Raw genomic sequence first — 16,748 nt, forward strand, 5'->3', positions numbered from 1 at the left:
GCCAGGCACAGATGGATAGCGCAGCGGGCGGGCTTGCCCGTCCGCCTGCGAAGGCAAAAAGGCGGCGGCGGCCAACTGGCCCCTTCCGCTTGACGCTGATCGGTCTGGCCGGGGTCATCCCGGTCGTGATCGCAGCTGTTATGCTTTTCCTCGTCGTCTATGCCTGGCCCGCTATCCAGTTCAATGGGATTGACTTTCTACTGACCAAGACCTGGGATCTCGGCAATCTCTATGCCGATCCGGTCGAGCATCATGGCGTTCTGGCGCCGATCGGCGCGACCTACGGGTGTTTGGTGTTCGTCGCCGGAACGCTAGCGAGTTCCTTTCTGGCACTCCTGGTGGCAGTTCCCGTCAGCCTGGGCATCTCTGTGTTCCTCGCCGAAGGCGTCAAGCGTCAGCTCCGAACACCCTTCGCCATTGTTGTCGAGCTGCTGGCGGTGGTGCCCAGCGTCGTCTACGGCCTCTGGGGGATCATCGTCCTGGTGCCGATCGCGGCTCATATCATCGCGCCGGTCCTGGCCACGATCTTCCCCTTCATTCCCTTTCTCGCCCAGGCCGGCGGCAGCGGTTTCGGCCTCCTGTCTTCCTCCCTTGTGCTGGCACTGATGGTCATTCCCGTCATCACCATCACCGTCTATGACGCGCTCAGCCGCATTCCGAAGGAAGCAAAAGAGGCCGCCTACGCTCTGGGCACGACTAAGTTCGAGATGGTCTTCTTCACCATGCTGCCGATGATTCGGCCCGCCATTATCGGTGCGATCATTCTGGGTCTAGGCCGCGCGCTTGGTGAGACGATGGCCGTTCTCATGGTCTCCGGCGGTGCGCTGAACTACATGCCGACGACGCTGATGAGTCCCATCAGCACCATGGCGTCCTTCATCCTGTCACAGCTCGACAGCGCGGAGCAGGACCAGTCCGGTCTTGCCGTGCAGTCGCTTGCCGAGATCGCCATCGTGCTCTTCGTGATCACAGTGCTGGTGAATATCGTCGCCCGGCTTCTCGTCAGGAGCGGCGCCAGTGCCACACGCTGAGCGTCAGATGACGGGCCTCGATGCGGGCAGAGCCTGCGGCAGCGATCGGTCGTGCTTGGTCTTTGGAATTCTGGGACAGACACAATGAGTGACGCGGCCATAGCCCCCAGCTTTCATCGCAGCACCTCCAGGCTGCGCGCCGTTGGCGGCCGCAAGCTGCGCAGCGGCCTCGGCTGGGCTTTCTGCGCTATTTGCTTCCTACTGGTCGCCGCACCGCTAATCGACATCATCCTGCTGGTTCTGGTGCGCGGCTTCTCTGCCCTATCCATCCAGCTTCTGACTCAGGTCACGCAGGGGGTCAGCGGCGGTCTGCTCAACGCGATCGAAGGCACCGTCGTCCTCTCGATCGGGGCGCTGCTCTTCGGCGTTCCCATCGGGGTCGGTGCTGGTATCTATCTCGCGGAATTCGGCAATGGCCGATTTGGTTCAACCGTTCGCTTTCTCGCGGATGTATTGACGGGCGTGCCATCGATTGTGCTCGGCTACTTCTCCTACGTCACCATGGTGAATTGGCTGGGATGGCAGTTCTCTGTCCTGGCCGCCTCCATCACACTTGCCATCATGATCCTGCCCTATATGGCCAAGATGACGGAGCTTGTTCTTCGTCAGATCCCCATTCCCATGCGCGAAGCCGCCTATGCGCTGGGTGCGAATGACGGCAAGGTCGTCCTCCGCGTGCTGCTGCCGGTCGCGCTTCCGGGTATCCTGACCGCCGTACTGCTGTCGCTCGCCATTTCCGTCGGAGAGACGGCCCCGCTGATCTACACAGCCGGTTGGTCCAACTACCTGTGGAACGGGCAGATCGTGCATCAGCCCATCGGCTATCTGACTTATGTGATCTGGAGCTTCATCAACCAGCCCTTCGCCTCGGCCCATGCGCTGGCTTTTGCAGCGGCATTGCTGGTGATGATGACCGTTCTCGCCATCAACCTCGCAGCCCGCGCCATCCTGCGTGTCCGCGCGGCCTGATTGCTGGGACCGTGCTGGGATGAAAAAGGGCGGCTCCTGAGGGCCGCCCTTTTTGTTTGGTCCCTGTCGGCAGTTACCAGCGCAGCAGCCGCTCTGCGGCTTCCGCCATCTCGGCCTCGCCGCCGCAGTAGCTGAAGCGGACGAAATGCTCGCCCTGTCTCGCATCGAAATCGATGCCGGGCGTCGCGGCGATGCTGATGTCTTCCAGCATCCGGGCACAGAAATCTGTGCTGGCCTCGCCGCGGTCGCTGATGTCGGCGTAGAGGTAGAAAGCACCTTCGGCCGCGCTCAACTTCGGGTAGCCGGCACGCGGCAGGGCGTCCAGCAGCAGGTCGCGCGACCGCCGGTAGCCGGCGCGGCGCGCATCCAATTCCGCGCCGCAGTCAAACGCAGCCTCGGCTGTGAGCTGCGCGATATGGGGCGCGCTAATGAACATGTTTTGGGCCAGTCTTTCCACCGGGCGGCACAGATCCTCCGGCAGAACCATCCAGCCGACGCGCCAGCCGGTCATGGAGAAGTATTTCGAGAAGCTGTTGATGACGATAGCAGAGGGGCTGAAGGCAGCAGCGGTCGCAATCGGGCTGTCGTAATGCAAGCCGTGATAGATTTCGTCACTCACGAGTCGCACGCCATGCGCATGGCACCACTGGGCGATTGCCGACAGTTCGTCCCGGTGCAGCATCGTCCCGGCCGGGTTGCAGGGGCTCGCCAGGATCAGCCCAGCCGGTAGGGGGTCTAGCCGATCCAGCATCGCGACCGTCGGCTGAAACCGGGTATCGGCGCCTGTCTCCAGGATCACGGGCGTCATGCCGAGCGCCGTCAGGATATTCACATAAGGCGGGTAGTAGGGGGCGGCGAGTGCGATGCTGTCGCCAGCGTCGAAGGCGGAGAGAAAGGCGAGCGGAAAGGCGCCGGATGCACCCGTCGTCACTGCGACCCGCGACGGATCGACCCGGGTATCGTACCAGTCCTGATAGTGCCGGGCGATACGATGCCGCAGGCTGCTCAGCCCGAAGGCTTCCGTATAGCCGAGCGCATGACCCCGACGGAGGGTTGCGATCGCGACCTCCACCGCCTGCTGCGGCGCGCCAAGGGCAGGCTGGCCGACCTCCATGCGAATGACGCGTGGGTCATGGGGACCGCGCCGTGCCGCATGCGCATTAGCGGCGGCAATGACCTCCATCACCCGGAAGGGCGGGATAGCGCTGCCCCGCCCAACTTTCAGGCCCATGGCAGCGATTGCCCGTCAGTTCGACTTGGCACCGATATGACCAATCGCCAAACCCTCGCCACGCGGATCGGTGACCCACACGCAGCTCTTGAAGCTACCCGGCACTCGGTCCGGGCAGTTCACGCCGTTCAGGCGTCCGGGCTCGGGCACGGTCGTGCCAAAGGCGCGTCCACGGTCGGACAATGCTTCATGGGCGGCGATACCTGCCGCCAGGGGCGCCCCCTCCTGACCGGTTCCGCCGATGGCGGCACGGAAGGAGTTTGTCGGCCTATTCCAGATCACGACGGGGGCGAGCAGCGGCGCGCGGCCATGGTCGGGTGCGGCCGCAAGCAGGATACCCGTACCAGGCGCGATGCGGCCGGTGCCGAAGAGGTTGTTCATGGTCAGGCTGCAGGCGACGGCCGCCCCCGATCCGTCCAGAGTGACAAAGCTGGTCGAAGCCGCCAGCGGCGGCAGATGTCCGGCCGGGAGATTGGCGTCTTTCAGCAGCGCCTGCGGATCAGCCTGATCAGTTCCATTGCGATAGGCCGTGGCGACCGCGAGGGCCGCATCATTGGCGCCGGCGACATTGGCGGGGTCTTTGCGCAGCTGCTGGAAAGCGGCTGCGGCCGCCAAGCCGCCGTCAGTCGGTAGGAAATTCAGCACATTGCCGCCGTCGTGCAGTGCCAAAGGCGTCTCCTCCAGCGGTATCGCATGGTCGAGATCGGCCATGGAAATCGGGCCGCCGGCCTGGGCCGATGCCTGGGAGAAGGCTTGGGCGAGATCGCCCTGATACAGGTTGGCAATGCCCCGTGTGCGCAGAACATCCAGCGTATTGGCCAGATCCGGCTGCACCATCGTCTGTCCGGCCTGCAAGGGCTGTCCTTGGGCATTGGCAAAGACGGCACGCGCGGCTGGGTCTGCCAGAAGCGGTCCCGCTACGACCGAGAGATCATTGGCGAGCGCCTTGGACACCGGCACGCCAAGGGCGGCCATGCGCTGCGCCGGTCCCATGAGCTGCTGGATCGGCGTATAGCCATAAATCGCCTGCATCAGCAGCAGGCCACGCGCCGTCATCGGCACGGCAGCCGGGCGGCTGCCCGCTGTCGAGCCAGATGGCGAGGTGAAGACAAAGGCCTGCGGCGTTGCGACTCCGTTCGTCTTCACGAAGGGGGAATAGGCGACACAACCGCCGCCGCCGCCCAGCGAGGCGCGCGAGGGCAAGGTTACCATCAGCGTCAGGGCGACGGCGGTCGCGGCGTCGGCGGCCGTGCCGCCAGTCGCCAGCACCGCGCGTCCGGCTTCAGCAGCCACAGGCTCGTCGGCGATGACGACGCCGGACCAGTCGGACTTCACAACGCCCGGCACTGGCGCTTCGTTTGGATTCGGCCCGGCGCCCGGCAAGCGATGGTGGAACATGCCGCACCCGCTGAGGGTGACGGCGAGCGATGCCAATGCCGCGGTAGACCGGAAGAGGGATGTCTTCTTTGAAAACTGCATGGGCGAGGCGAGGGAAGTTGCCATCATCATCTTCGCGCGATAGGCGCGCCACTCCAGTTGGGGTCGGGGGCCGGGTTGGCCCAAGCTATGGAACGGTGCCATAAACGGCTTCATATGCGGCGGCAACCGCAAGGGCGCGCTTTGGGCGTGCTTATCTAAGCTCGTGATGCTGTGGAAGTGACCCGCATGTCTTATCGCTCGATTTTTACGGCCGTAGGGCTGCTTCTGACCATGGCGTCCTGGGCTGGCCCTGTTTTCGCTCAGCAAAGCACGTCAGCCGCTGATAGTACGGCGCTGAGCCCTGCTCAGCGTGCAGAGGTGATGGCGCTCATCCGGCAGGAACTGGTCCAGGACCCGTCCATTCTGCGGGAAGCGATCGGCGCCTTGCAGGCTCAGGACCAGGCGTCACAGGCAGCGGCTCAGGGCAAGGCAATCGCTGCGGCACAGGCGGAACTGGCGCATGATGCAGCCGACCCCGCGATCGGCAATCCTGCAGCGCCGGTGACCGTCGTGGAATTCTATGACACGCGCTGCCCATATTGCCGCGTGATGCGGCCGGAATTTGCCAGCCTGGTGCAGCAGAACCCCAATGTGCGCGTGGTTTTTAAAGATATTCCCATCCTGGGGCAGAACAGTGTCACGGAAGCGCGCGCGCTCCTCGCTGCGCAGCGTCAGGGTGGCTACGAGAAGATGCAGGCCGCTCTGATGACGGAGCCGGCGCCCCCGACCGAAAGCCGCCTGCGCAGCCTGGCATCTCAGCTTGGCCTGGACGGCAACAAGCTAATTCACGACATGGGCGATCCCGTGATCGCGCAGCGTTTGGCCGCGAATACAACCCTCGCGCAGCAGCTTGGCATTACCGGTACGCCGGCCATTGTCGTCGGCACCCAGCTGGTGCCAGGCGCGATCAGCCTGGACGATCTCCAGAAGCTGGTGGCACAGGCGGGTTAGCGACGAGCTACCTGCTGCCAAGCGGGACGCGCGTGGAAAGCGCGAAGGGCGCACCGCTTTCTGCTTGCGTGTAGATAGCCAGACTATTGAAAATACGGGGTCTTTCCAAAGCTTCGGCGAACCAGGCTTCGGCTTGGGGCAATAGCCGCGCCATCTCCGATGCTTCCAACCGCCGGGACAGGGTGAGGTGGAAGCGCCAAAGCTGGAAGACATACGGGTAGCCCCAGCGCGTTAGCATCGCCTCCTCCGCGACTGACAGTCCCGCTTTCCGGCGCTTCACGAGTTCCGCTTCGCTCGGCAAGGCACGGCAATGATCGAGGCTGGCGACCGCGACGTCTGCGGTTGCGTGCAATTCAGGGCTTGGTTCGGCTTCGCGCACGGCCAGAAAGCCGTGCAGATTCTGGACGGTCAGTCGCGGCATCGCGAAGGGTTTCAATCCCTGGGCTAATTCTTCCACCGCAGCCACGAACGCCTCATAGGTCATTCCCTCGGCTAGGCGCATGGGTGGTTTCAGGGTGCCATGAAAGCCGTAGCCCGAAGGATCGCTGATCAGATCGGGCTGCGTCACCGCCGCGGGCAGATCAAAACGCTCACCCGTTTCGGGGTCTCGCCCAAGCCAGCGGCAGCCTGCACGCCAAAGCGGATCGTCGCCATCCGGCGCATAATAGACGGCAACGCGAAATCCAGATGCGATACTCATGCGACGCGCACGCCCTGTCGCCACACGCCCCGAACGATCGGCACCCCGTCAAAAATCCTCACGCGCACCAGATCTGCGCGCCGTCCGGGGGCGATGCGTCCGCGATCGGACAGGCCCGCCATCCGCGCCGGATGGTCTGTTACCAGGCCAATCGCCGTGGGGAGTGGTAGCTCAGCGATTCTGGTCGCCATGATGGCCGCTTCGAGCATGGCGGCCGGCACATAGTCGGAGGCGAACGCATCAACCGCACCGGCCCGTAACAGGTCGGCCGCCGCAACATTGCCGGAATGGGAGCCGCCGCGCACGACATTGGGGGCGCCAGCGATGGTCTGCATGCCATAGCTTTGGGCGGCCTGAGCCGCCGCCATGGTCACGGGAAATTCCGCGATGCGAATGCCATCGGCGGCATTCTCGGCCACGTCTTCCAGCGTGCGATCGTCATGGCTGGCAAGGGTGACGGCCCGGCCCTGCATTGTGCTGAGAACGACATGCCGATTATGGTTCCGCCAGCGGGTGCGCGAGTCGCGCTGCTGGGCCAGTTTCGTCTCGATCTCTTCCTCTGTCAGGCCGTCGCGGCGGAGCAGGTCGCGATATTTCTCGACATCGCCCCATTGGCCGACGCCGGGGGAATGATCCATCAGACTCACGAGAGTGAGACGGGGATGATTCGCATAGGGCAGAAACAGCGCCTCCATATCCGGCGCAGGCAGTTCGCAGCGCAGATGCAGACGGTGCTCGGATTTAAGCAATCCGGCCTCGCTCAATTCGTCCATATCGGCGACACCGTCGACGAAGGTGCGAGTCCGCTCCTCCTGAAAGCCCAGGTCGCCGACGCAGAAGGAATCGAACACCGTGGTGACGCCGGCCACGGCACATTGCGCGTCATGCGCGATCATGGCGGAGCGGGAGGGCCAGCGCGCGGTGGCCCGCGGCAGCACCTGGCGCTCCAGATTGTCGGTATGCAAATCGATCAGGCCCGGGATCAGCAAGTCGCCTTCAAGGTCTACCGCACCGGCCAAGCGGCTTGGAGCCATATCGACCGCTGCGATCTCTGATCCCACGATTGACAGGCTGCCGCGTAGCACTTCATCGGCCAGCACGATGCGGCCACCCGTGAAAACGGTGTCAGCGCCCATGGATTGGGCCGGGGAAGAGGGACAGAACAGGGGCGGCAGACAAGGTCATCATCGCTTCACGACATGCGAGAAGGCAGGTTAGCCCGTCTTGCTGGCAAGGGTAACCCGGGCTGCCGCGCTAAAATCCCTGGCAAATGCCTTAATATTTTGTTATCGAAATAATAAGGATTGACGGGAGGGGATTTTATGCTGAGCGCGGCGGTTTTGAATGCCCTTTGGCCCCTGGGCGACAGCAAAATCCCCGGTCTGCGGGCGGCGATCGTCACCGCCGCGCCTGCTGTCTTCGCCGCCTATGGCCTGACCAGCGATCTGCTGATCGCCCACGCCATGGCGCAGTTCAGTCACGAATGCGCCGCCGGAACAGAGATCGAGGAGAATCTGAACTACGCCGCTCAGGCTTTAATCACGACCTGGCCCTCCCGCTTTGACGCGGTGAAGGCAGCCGTCTTTGCGCATCAGCCGGAAAGGATCGCGAATGAGGTCTATGACGGCCGGCTCGGCAACCAGCCAGGCAGCAATGACGGATGGAATTTCCGCGGTCGCGGTGGCGCACAGGTGACGGGCCGAGCGAATTACCAGAAACTGGGACTGAAGACGGGGCTCGATCTCACGAACCATCCAGCACTGGTCAATAGCGCGGAGCATTTTCTGGCCTGCGCCGTAGCAGATTTTGTGCTTTGCGGCTGCCTGCCCTTCGCGGCCCATGACGACGTGCGCGGCGTCACCTACCACCTCAACGGAGGGTTCATCGGCTTGGCCGGCCGCGTCGCCTGGCTCGCGCGCTGGAAATCAGCCCTGGCGACAGAGGCGGGCGCCGAAGGCGGCACAATTTGGGTTCAGGCCTTGCTCAACGATCTCGGTCAGGAACCGCCGTTGACCGTCGATGGCGCCTGGGGACCGATGACAGTCGCAGCCCTCACGGCCTTCCAGACACGCCATGGGCTGGCACCCGACGGCATGCTCAATGCGGCGACATTGGCTGCTTTGAAAGCAGCGGAGAGCGGTCGTGCGACCGCGCTCCGCCTGGTCGCTTAGAAGTGGTTCATCGTCCGCACCAGCGGTGTCGCACTGGGGTTGCTGCCGACATGGCTCAGGATAATCTCCTGGCTGGTGAGTGGGCGGCCATAATAGCTCGCATCGGCATCGCTCTGGGGCTGCACGAGCGTGCCGTCCAGGCTGATGCCAGCATATGCGCCGGATGACGAAGCCCAGACGATAATGTCCGGCCCGCCATTGGTGGTCGTCGCACCGGCGACCGTCGAGCCGAGGGTTGCAACCGCAATGCCGGCATTGGCACCGAACTGGAACTTATTCTGCAGCAGCGCGTTCAGAGCGCGTTCGCTCATCACGAACATGATCATCTCTGATTCCTGAGCGCCGATCTGAAGTCCGAAACTGGCTGAGGCAATGGTATAGAAGGCAGGATAGCTCCAGCGGCCATCGATGCCGCGCGCCATCAAAACAGCTCTGCCGCCTTCGCCACCGACAAAGAAGCCGGCCTTGAAGATGCGCGGCGCGATCAGGACGGCGCGGGCACGGTGCATGAGTTGCAGCGCATTGCCGAATTCCTTGTCGCCGCGCAGATCCTGCAAGGTTCCCAGCGCGTGATTGACAGTATCCTGCGGCCCGCTATCGGCGCGTGCAGGCAGGCTCATGCCAGCCGAGGCCAGTAGCCCCAGGGCGGCGGCTGCCGGAAACAGCGTTCTGCGTGTCAGCATGGAAATGACCTCCTCATAGTCCTCTATGACCGCGCAGATATGGCCGCTTCGTACCGATGCAAGCGAAGAGGTCGCATGCAGTGAGCCGGTGTGTTGGCAGGCTTGACGTCCGCTCGCCTCGTCCCATCGGTGACAGCCACGGCTCTGGCAGCCCTCGCCCGGAACTTTCGCTGTCCGGTCATTCCCGGCCGAATCCGCCGCTTCGGACCTGCCCGGGTCCGGCTGGAAGCCGCGCCTCACACTGCCGAATTCAGGCGCTCAGCATGCCGATATCGCGTTGCTTATGGGCCTGGCCAATCAGGTCATCGAGCTGTGAAGTCGAGATGAACTGGCTTCGGGCTTTGGCTGCACCGCGGCCCGCCGAAACAGGATCTCCGCGCCGCGCTATCCTGATCTGGCATAGTCAATGGCTGCCGCCGACGCCGGCAAAGAACGTCGCAGACCCATCGATATGGGCGGTTGCCGTCCCGGGCGTGCCGGGTGAGCCCTCGGCGCAGGCAGCGAGCAGCAGGACAACCGTCAACCAGAAGGGTGCGAAGGCGAGACGCATCATACGAACAGGATAGGTGGGCAAATTTCCCACGTCAAACGGCAGGGGCGGGCGGGGCGGTAATGATTCAGCCCGCCCTCCCTTTCCATCTCAATGCGACACAGCGGTTTTCTGTGCGGCGAGAGCCGCGGCTTCGCCACCGGCGGCATAGAGGTTCAGCCGGGAATAGACCCCGAAGGCAGAGCCGTTATCCAGAAATCCGCCACCTGGACCCTCGGTGACGGTCAGAATCTGATCCGCTTCCTGCAGGCTGAGGCTGGGGAAGGCGGCGGTCAGCAAATAGCCCGCTTCCGGCGCCAGCTTGGCGACGTCTTCAACCTCACCAATATTTTTGGGGAAGACCGCAGGAAGGCCATAGGTCTGAGTTCCTGCGTAGAAGGCCGCGTCATTGCCGGCATCGCTGAAGCGGCCGATATCCTCCTGGGCGCATTCGGCCAAGCTATTGCCACAGGCCGTTTCCAGCGCCTTGACCATATCGGCGCGGGCCGCCTTCACCGCGGCCTGATAGTCCTTGATCGGGGTACCGTGCTTCACGGCCTGGTCGAGATAGGCAGGGTCGTTTGCCAAAAGATGGGCGAGGTCATAGGTCGCAAGCGTGCGCCCGCCCAGAACATCCATCGCATAATGCGCGCCGACGATGATGCGGTCGTTGCCGTATTCCGCCCCACGCACGATCATCTGCTGGAAGCGTTCCGGCACCAGCTCGGCGAGGAGAATCGCGCCCATATAGCCGTAAGTCGTGTGGCCGCTTGGGAAGGATGGGCTATTGGTCAGGTTCATCAACGGGCCACGATTATAGACCGTGTTGTCCGCCGGAGCGTTGAAGTAGTCCGGTCCTACGATCGGACGGATATTTTTGATGGTCTGAAAGGGACGGGAATCGCCGTACTTGTCGGCGTCCGCGCTTCCGGCCGGAAGATTGTAGGCTTTGCCAAAGATATCGGTCGTGCCGTCTATCGTTTTGAAAATCGCTGCCGCATCGGCTGACACGGGGGTCGTTCCGTCGGTCGTGCCGTTGGCGAAGAAATACTTGCCGGAATTTGAGTCGGAGCCGGTGATGCTATTCGTATAGGCGATGAGTTGCGCGACGGCGGGCGATAGGTTCGTGAAGGTCTTGCGTGCGATGTAATGCGCATGCGCCTGATAGGCATCGCCCAGAGTCGTGCCAAGGCCGTCAGCCAGCTGTGCCAGATTGCCATCGGTTATGTAGACGTCGCGTAGGGACAGTTGCTGCTGCATGCCGAAGGGCAGAAGCGTCTGCTGCCGAACGGCCCCGCTCTGGATTCCCGCCGTCACCGTATAGTCGGATGCAAGGGCGGCGCGCCCTTCCGGCGTGTTCATCAAAGCGGAAACCGGCGCCAGCCCACGCAGCACCGCAAGATTGCCCGCGGACTGTGCCTCCGCCGTCAGCGGAGCCAGTAGGCCGAAGGCGACGGCGCTCAGAAGCAGGGTGCGTTTCACGGTCTCGTCCTCCAGTGCAACTTGTCCGCAATGGCTTACCACCTCGCCGCGGTCGGGCGGAACGGCGAGGGCGGCAAGAGGGGGGATTGCAACAAAAGGGTCGCATTTGCGGCGCCGGGCAGATCAGCGCGGCTCACACGTTCGCCAGAGACCAGATTCCTGAGAGAAAAGGACGTCCCGGCGCAGGCAAAGAGCGCCCGGTCGCCGAATTCCGATGCCCGGTGACATACTCGGCCTTTTCGGCGCTGCGTGGCAAACGGAGAAGAACGGTAGCCTACCGTATCACCGGAAATCCCTGGATTTCTAGTGGGGCGCAAGCCGTCAGATATAATGAAAAAGGTGCCCTGGCTCCCGGAGTAGGACTCGAACCTACGACCGAGCGATTAACAGTCGCTTGCTCTACCAACTGAGCTATCCGGGAACAGCGGGCGGGCACCCTATAGCGGAGGTGTCACGACCTTGCAACGCCAGCCGACGCTGCTTTTTCTGTGTGAAAAGCAGACCTCCCTCCCGCATCTATGCTGCCTTCACCTCTGCACAGCACCGTGCTAGAGGGCTTGTGTCGCGAGAGTGGCGGAACGGTAGACGCAGTCGACTCAAAATCGACCGGCGCAAGTCATGGGGGTTCGAATCCCCCCTCTCGCACCAAGCCCCCCTATTGGGTCATGTCCCCGTGTAGATGAAAAATTGTGTTGGGTGCAGGCTTTTATGCGCCCGATACATGCCCAAATCTGGGCCGTTTCGGTCGTCGCACGATTGGGGGATGGACGCGGTGCAACTGTTTCAATGCCAAGTTTGCAGCCAGCTGCTCTTTTTTGAAAATACGCGCTGCGAAAGCTGCGGGTCGAGTCTCGGGTATGATGCGGGCACGTCCCAGCTCGAGGTCGTGGTGCAAGATGGCGATATCTGGCGGCCTTCCACTGGTGGCGAGACCCAGTACCGCTTTTGCGACAATGCCCAGTATGGTGCCTGTAACTGGCTCATCGCGGCAGATAGTCCAGAGACCTACTGCGCGGCCTGTCGCCACAACCGCACCATCCCGGCTCTCAACGAGGGGGCCAATCTCCAGCGATGGCAAAAGCTTGAAGCCGCAAAGCACCGGCTTTTCTATCAGCTGATCAAGCTGAACCTGCCGCTTCCGACGCTGGCCGAGGACCCGGCGCACGGCCTTGCCTTCGACTTCCTGGCCGATCCCCCGGCAGCGGGTGGTCCCCGTGTACTCACCGGCCACGACGACGGGCTTATCACCCTCAATCTTGCCGAAGCAGACGACGTCGCCCGAGAGGCGCTACGCACGCAGATGGGTGAGCCCTACCGCACGCTGCTTGGCCATTTTCGTCATGAGATTGGTCATTTCTACTGGGATCTGCTGGTCCGGGACGGTCATCGGCTGGAACAATGCCGTGCCGTCTTCGGCGACGACGAGCAGGATTACGGCCAGGCCTTGCAGCGACACTATCAGGAGGGTCCACCTCCCGGCTGGCAAAACGATTTCATCTCGCATTACGCGACGACCCATGCCTGGGAGGATTTTGCCGAGACCTGGGCGCATTATCTGCATATCCTGGATACGCTTGAGACGGCGAAGGCCTTCGGTATTGCGATCCACCCGATGAAGGCAAAAGCGCCCGATCTGCACGCCGATATCACGCTTAACCCCTATGGCGAGGGACCTGTCGAAGGGCTGATCGATGACTGGCTGCCACTCACCTTCGCGGTCAACAGCCTCAATCGGAGCATGGGGATAAGCGATCTCTATCCCTTCATCCTTAGCGCCGCGGTGATCCAGAAGATGGATTTCATCCATCGCCTCGTGCAGGGCCGGCTACCTGAAGATCAGCCTGCCGTGGCGTGAATGAACTGAGTTTGCGCAAAAAAAGCCGGCCGGGACGTCATCCCGGCCGGCTTGCGATAGCAGACTTTGTTGTGGGCGGCTTATTTCACAGCGTCGCGAACACTGTCTTTGGCGCCACCGACGGCGTTTTGGACCTTGCCGGCGGTCTTCTCGACCTTTCCTTCAGCCTCCAGCTTCTTGTCACCAGTAACCTTGCCGGCCGCTTCTTTAACGCCGCCCTTGATCTGATGGCCGATACCGGCGGTGCGATCCTTATCCATCTGCGACATCCCTTTCGGTTTACGAGCACTTTGGATTCTGTGCCCTGTGTTACGGGACATAGTGCCAGGATTCCGAGAATGAAGGTCTGAGCCGCGTGCCAGCCGTCACGTCCTCGTGTGGATCGTACATGAAAAAGCCGCGGCCCTTTGCAGAGCCGCGGCCTGTTCAGAGAGGGGCTTTAGTAAGCGCGGCGGCGGCCAAACAAGGCATGATAGAGCACGAGCAGGACGATAGCGCCGATCACGGCGACGACCATGCTGTAGAGGTTGAAGCCGGTAACGCCGGCGGCGCCAAAGGCGTTGAAAATAAATCCGCCAACCAGGGCTCCGACGATGCCCAGGACGATATCCATAAAGAAGCCTTCACCGGAGCGATTGACGATCTTGCTCGCGATAAAGCCGGCGATGAGGCCGAGTATGATCCAGCCGATAATTGACATTGTGGTCCCCTGTTTCGGGCCAAACCCTGTTTAAGGGTTTGGCGATCGACCTCAAAAAGGGTGCGACCGGCTCATCTTCAAGGGAGTGAGCCGGTTTGTTCGATCGGCGACCTAATGATTAGGCGTGTAGTTGCGCCAATGTCACAGCTGTGCGCGCTGCGCCTGTTTGATCGCGGGATAGAGCGCACGATACAGTGGCAGGCGTTTTTCATACGCCGCCTGCAGATTGGGGTCGGGGGTGATTGCGGCCAGTCGGCGTGGCGGCGTGCAAAGCGCCTCTGGTGCCTCACCCGTTGCGGCCAGCCGGCCAAGGCGTGCGGCGCCAAAAGCAGCGCCGTGCTCACCATCGGCGAGACGATGCAGCGTGATGCCCAGAACCGAGGCAAGAATCTTGATCCAGGTCACGCTGCGCGAGCCGCCGCCGATGACATCGGCCTCCGTCACGACCGTGCCAGCAGCCCGTAAAGCGTCCAGACAATCGCGGAACGAGAAGGCAACGCCTTCCAGCACGGCCTGGGTCAAAGCGGCGCGCGTGGTGTCCTGCGACAGACCGACGAAAGCGCCACGGATGCCGCCATCATTATGCGGTGTCCGCTCTCCCGACAGATAAGGCAGGAAGGTCACCTCGGACGGTGCCGCGGGCGTTTCCGGCAGCGCCTCAAGCAGCACGGCCTCCTTTTCTTCCGCAACGCTACTCCACCAGGCAAGGCAGGCTGCCGCCGACAGCGTTACGCCCATCTGGTGCCATAGCCCCGGCAAGGCGTGGCAAAAAGCATGTACCGTCTCTTCTGGATTCGGTCGGAAACGGTCGGTCGTGACCCACAGGACGCCAGAGGTTCCGAGCGACAGAAACGCGCTGCCAGGGCGAATGGCACCAAGTCCGACGGCGCCTGCCGCATTGTCGCCCGCGCCGCCCGCCAGAACCGGCGCCGTCTTCATGCCCCAGCGTGCACGAAGGTCTTCCGTCAGAATTCCGGCGGGCGCGCTTCCCTCTACGAGGCGCGGCATGGCGGAGAGGGACAGTCCCGTGGCAGCAAGCGCTGCTTCAGACCAGGCGCGGGCGCCGACATCCAGCCACAGAGTCCCGGCGGCGTCGGACATTTCCTCGATCATGTCGCCCGTCAGGCGATAGCGAAGATAGGCTTTCGGCAAAAGCACGGTGTGCAGCTGACTGAAAATCTCAGGCTCGTGCGTACGCACCCAAAGCAGCTTAGGGGCGGTGAAGCCCGGCATCGCCGGATTGCCGGTCACCTGCCGCAGGGCGGGAAAGGCGTCCTCCAGTTTAACGCATTCCGCCTCGCACCGCGTGTCGTTCCAAAGGATGGCCGGACGCAGCGGTTGGTTGGCCTCATTTAGCAGCACAGCGCCATGCATCTGGCCGGAAAGCCCTATGCCGCGGACCGCCGCCATTTCGGTGGGGTGGGTTTGGGCGAGCCGGTCGAGCGCGCGGAGGGCCGCCTGCCACCAGTCTTCTGGATTCTGTTCGCTCCATCCGGGTCTTGGGCGGGAAACCTCAAGCGACTCGGTGTGGCTTGCCAGGACCGCATCGGTCTCATCGACGATAACCACCTTGAGTCCTGACGTGCCGAGATCAATCCCGAGATACATGGCGTTCCCCCAACGGCGCTTTGTTTGACGTGGTCAGCCGATAACAGAACCGCGTCGGGTGGGGGAGGCGTATTCCGGGCATGTCGGTATTTCGGCCCCACGCGCCCGAGCAAGCGTCACAATTTTGCAATGCAGCGAAAGTCTAGCTCTGCTTGCCTGCCTCGGCACCAATGTCTGTGTCGCAAAGATCACAGATGTGAGAGTTTTCCGCGTTGCGGGAAAAGTCCTGCAAAACCCTGTTGCTGTGCACCATTTGCCCGGCTACACCTCTCTTAAGGTTAATGTCTGGTTTAGAGATAGAGGCACGGTCAGTGCCACCCGGTTCAGGTCGGGTCATTTTTTGCGGGGATGACGACTATGAGCGGTACGAGTACGGTCAGCGGCGGTTCAGTTCCGAATAACTATACGGGCGGCAGCGGGTCAGCATTTTCCAACTACTTCAATTCTTCGACTTCAGTGACGGTCGTGTCCAGCGGGGCTACCACCACTTCGGGTGCAGCCGTCGTTGGTACCTCCGGCACTGCGGTCACCGTCTCGGGTGCAACTGCGGTCGCCGACACGTCGTCCGGCGGTAACAGCATCACCACCACGAGCAACACCGCTGTCTTCGCGGCGCCGAATGACACGGTGACGGCAGCCACGGGTTCCACGACCCTGTTCGGCGCTGGTTCGGGCACCACCACCTTCACACTTGGCGGCAGCGGGTCTTCGGTTGTTGGCGGCACTGGGTCGATCACAGGCACCGTGTCCGGCACCAACAGCACGCTGATCGGTGGTTCTGGCAGCAGCACCCTGACCGTGACCGGCTCCAACAATCTGGCGGTGGCTGGATCGTCCGGGACGACCACCATTGATATGTCCAAGTCCACTGGTCCGAATACGATTGCCACCAACCCGAACGGCGGCAATGCGACTCTGGTCGCGACGCTCGGCAGCGGTGCCGACTCGGTCATCGGCGGTGGCGGTGCCTCTACGATCACGGCGGGCTCCGGCAGCGACGTGTTCGGCTTCGTCAAGGGTCATGCGGGCGGAAGCGAAGTCATCATCGGGTTCAAGTCGACCGATACCCTCGCTTTCGGTGGCTACGGCTACTCTGCCACCAATGTGCCGACTGAGACCGTCACAGGTGGCAATGATGTCATCACCCTCAACGATGGCACCACCATCACTCTGACCAACGTCGACCACAAAATCTTCTAATCTCGACGACAGCCGGCCCGGTTCACCGGGCCGGTCTTTATTCCAAAACGCCCGCAACCTCGTTGCGGGCGTTTTGTGTTTTGGGGCAGGAGAGATCTTTCAGGCATAGGGTTGGCATAACGCGTTATGTCCCTCTATCGCCCTTGGCGAATCGGGCGT

At 62.5% G+C, this 16,748-nt stretch carries 16 protein-coding genes and 2 tRNA genes; 7 read left to right on the plus strand and 11 right to left on the minus strand.

Annotated features, from left to right (window positions below; translation table 11 throughout):
* Nucleotides 1-11 precede the first annotated feature (11 nt).
* Together pstC and pstA are read left to right on the plus strand one after the other, a co-directional pair.
* Nucleotides 12-1,031 (plus strand): phosphate ABC transporter permease subunit PstC, encoded by a 1,020-nt coding sequence (pstC, locus tag AC3G7M_RS07805; protein ID WP_489215380.1) that lies wholly within the window; start codon nt 12-14, stop codon nt 1,029-1,031.
* 84 nt (nt 1,032-1,115) lie between these two features.
* Complete coding sequence (gene pstA, locus AC3G7M_RS07810; RefSeq protein WP_489215382.1) at nt 1,116-2,000, plus strand: phosphate ABC transporter permease PstA; 885 nt, start codon at nt 1,116-1,118, stop codon at nt 1,998-2,000.
* A gap of 73 nt (nt 2,001-2,073) precedes the next feature.
* Here pstA and AC3G7M_RS07815 read toward each other — a convergent pair whose 3' ends face one another.
* Together AC3G7M_RS07815 and AC3G7M_RS07820 are read right to left on the minus strand one after the other, a co-directional pair.
* On the minus strand, nt 2,074-3,231 hold the full coding sequence (locus AC3G7M_RS07815) for a pyridoxal phosphate-dependent aminotransferase (protein WP_489215384.1): 1,158 nt from the start codon (nt 3,229-3,231) through the stop codon (nt 2,074-2,076).
* A gap of 15 nt (nt 3,232-3,246) precedes the next feature.
* Nucleotides 3,247-4,740 (minus strand): gamma-glutamyltransferase, encoded by a 1,494-nt coding sequence (locus AC3G7M_RS07820; protein WP_489215385.1) that lies wholly within the window; start codon nt 4,738-4,740, stop codon nt 3,247-3,249.
* 156 nt (nt 4,741-4,896) lie between these two features.
* Here AC3G7M_RS07820 and AC3G7M_RS07825 point away from each other — a divergent pair, with 156 nt between their 5' ends.
* Nucleotides 4,897-5,661: a DsbA family protein gene (locus AC3G7M_RS07825; protein WP_489215387.1), complete on the plus strand. Its 765-nt coding sequence runs from the start codon at nt 4,897-4,899 to the stop codon at nt 5,659-5,661.
* A gap of 7 nt (nt 5,662-5,668) precedes the next feature.
* On the opposite strand, the gene AC3G7M_RS07830 is transcribed toward AC3G7M_RS07825, so the two are convergent.
* Nucleotides 5,669-6,361, minus strand: coding sequence for a DUF1045 domain-containing protein (locus AC3G7M_RS07830; protein WP_489215388.1), 693 nt, complete (start codon nt 6,359-6,361; stop codon nt 5,669-5,671).
* The gene (locus tag AC3G7M_RS07835; RefSeq protein ID WP_489215389.1) at nt 6,358-7,497 is read right to left on the minus strand and encodes an alpha-D-ribose 1-methylphosphonate 5-triphosphate diphosphatase; all 1,140 of its coding nucleotides are present in this window, start codon (nt 7,495-7,497) and stop codon (nt 6,358-6,360) included. Before AC3G7M_RS07835 ends, AC3G7M_RS07830 begins: the two co-directional genes overlap by 4 nt.
* A gap of 186 nt (nt 7,498-7,683) precedes the next feature.
* Here AC3G7M_RS07835 and AC3G7M_RS07840 point away from each other — a divergent pair, with 186 nt between their 5' ends.
* Nucleotides 7,684-8,532, plus strand: coding sequence for a peptidoglycan-binding protein (locus AC3G7M_RS07840; protein WP_489215390.1), 849 nt, complete (start codon nt 7,684-7,686; stop codon nt 8,530-8,532).
* Here AC3G7M_RS07840 and AC3G7M_RS07845 read toward each other — a convergent pair.
* The 4 genes from AC3G7M_RS07845 to AC3G7M_RS07860 form a co-directional block, all read right to left on the minus strand.
* Complete coding sequence (locus AC3G7M_RS07845) at nt 8,529-9,215, minus strand: lipid-binding SYLF domain-containing protein (RefSeq protein WP_489215392.1); 687 nt, start codon at nt 9,213-9,215, stop codon at nt 8,529-8,531. The genes AC3G7M_RS07840 and AC3G7M_RS07845 overlap by 4 nt on opposite strands.
* A gap of 403 nt (nt 9,216-9,618) precedes the next feature.
* Nucleotides 9,619-9,768, minus strand: a complete 150-nt coding sequence (locus AC3G7M_RS07850; RefSeq protein ID WP_489215393.1) for a hypothetical protein — start codon at nt 9,766-9,768, stop codon at nt 9,619-9,621.
* A gap of 87 nt (nt 9,769-9,855) precedes the next feature.
* A complete protein-coding gene (locus tag AC3G7M_RS07855) occupies nt 9,856-11,226 on the minus strand; it encodes a phosphatase PAP2 family protein (protein WP_489215395.1) in 1,371 nt (456 codons plus the stop codon).
* Between the two features lie 345 nt (nt 11,227-11,571).
* Nucleotides 11,572-11,647 (minus strand) — tRNA-Asn (locus AC3G7M_RS07860).
* 143 nt (nt 11,648-11,790) lie between these two features.
* Between AC3G7M_RS07860 and AC3G7M_RS07865 the strand changes: the two genes are divergently transcribed.
* Both AC3G7M_RS07865 and AC3G7M_RS07870 read left to right on the plus strand, forming a co-directional pair.
* Nucleotides 11,791-11,874, plus strand: a tRNA-Leu gene (locus AC3G7M_RS07865).
* Between the two features lie 124 nt (nt 11,875-11,998).
* The gene (locus AC3G7M_RS07870) at nt 11,999-13,081 is read left to right on the plus strand and encodes a zinc-binding metallopeptidase family protein (protein ID WP_489216001.1); all 1,083 of its coding nucleotides are present in this window, start codon (nt 11,999-12,001) and stop codon (nt 13,079-13,081) included.
* An 80-nt stretch (nt 13,082-13,161) separates the two neighbouring features.
* Here the strand turns inward: AC3G7M_RS07870 and AC3G7M_RS07875 are convergent, their stop codons facing one another.
* The 3 genes from AC3G7M_RS07875 to xylB form a co-directional block, all read right to left on the minus strand.
* Nucleotides 13,162-13,341 (minus strand): CsbD family protein, encoded by a 180-nt coding sequence (locus tag AC3G7M_RS07875; protein ID WP_489215396.1) that lies wholly within the window; start codon nt 13,339-13,341, stop codon nt 13,162-13,164.
* A 179-nt stretch (nt 13,342-13,520) separates the two neighbouring features.
* Nucleotides 13,521-13,781 (minus strand): GlsB/YeaQ/YmgE family stress response membrane protein, encoded by a 261-nt coding sequence (locus AC3G7M_RS07880; protein ID WP_489215398.1) that lies wholly within the window; start codon nt 13,779-13,781, stop codon nt 13,521-13,523.
* 141 nt (nt 13,782-13,922) lie between these two features.
* Nucleotides 13,923-15,389 carry a xylulokinase gene (gene xylB, locus AC3G7M_RS07885; RefSeq protein WP_489215400.1) on the minus strand — a complete coding sequence of 489 codons (1,467 nt, stop codon included), beginning with the start codon at nt 15,387-15,389 and terminating at the stop codon, nt 13,923-13,925.
* Between the two features lie 357 nt (nt 15,390-15,746).
* On the opposite strand from xylB, the gene AC3G7M_RS07890 reads away from it, so the two are divergent.
* Nucleotides 15,747-16,589, plus strand: a complete 843-nt coding sequence (locus AC3G7M_RS07890) for a hypothetical protein (protein ID WP_489215402.1) — start codon at nt 15,747-15,749, stop codon at nt 16,587-16,589.
* Nucleotides 16,590-16,748: the final 159 nt, after the last annotated feature.

The sequence above is a fragment of the Acidisoma sibiricum genome (assembly GCF_057837225.1).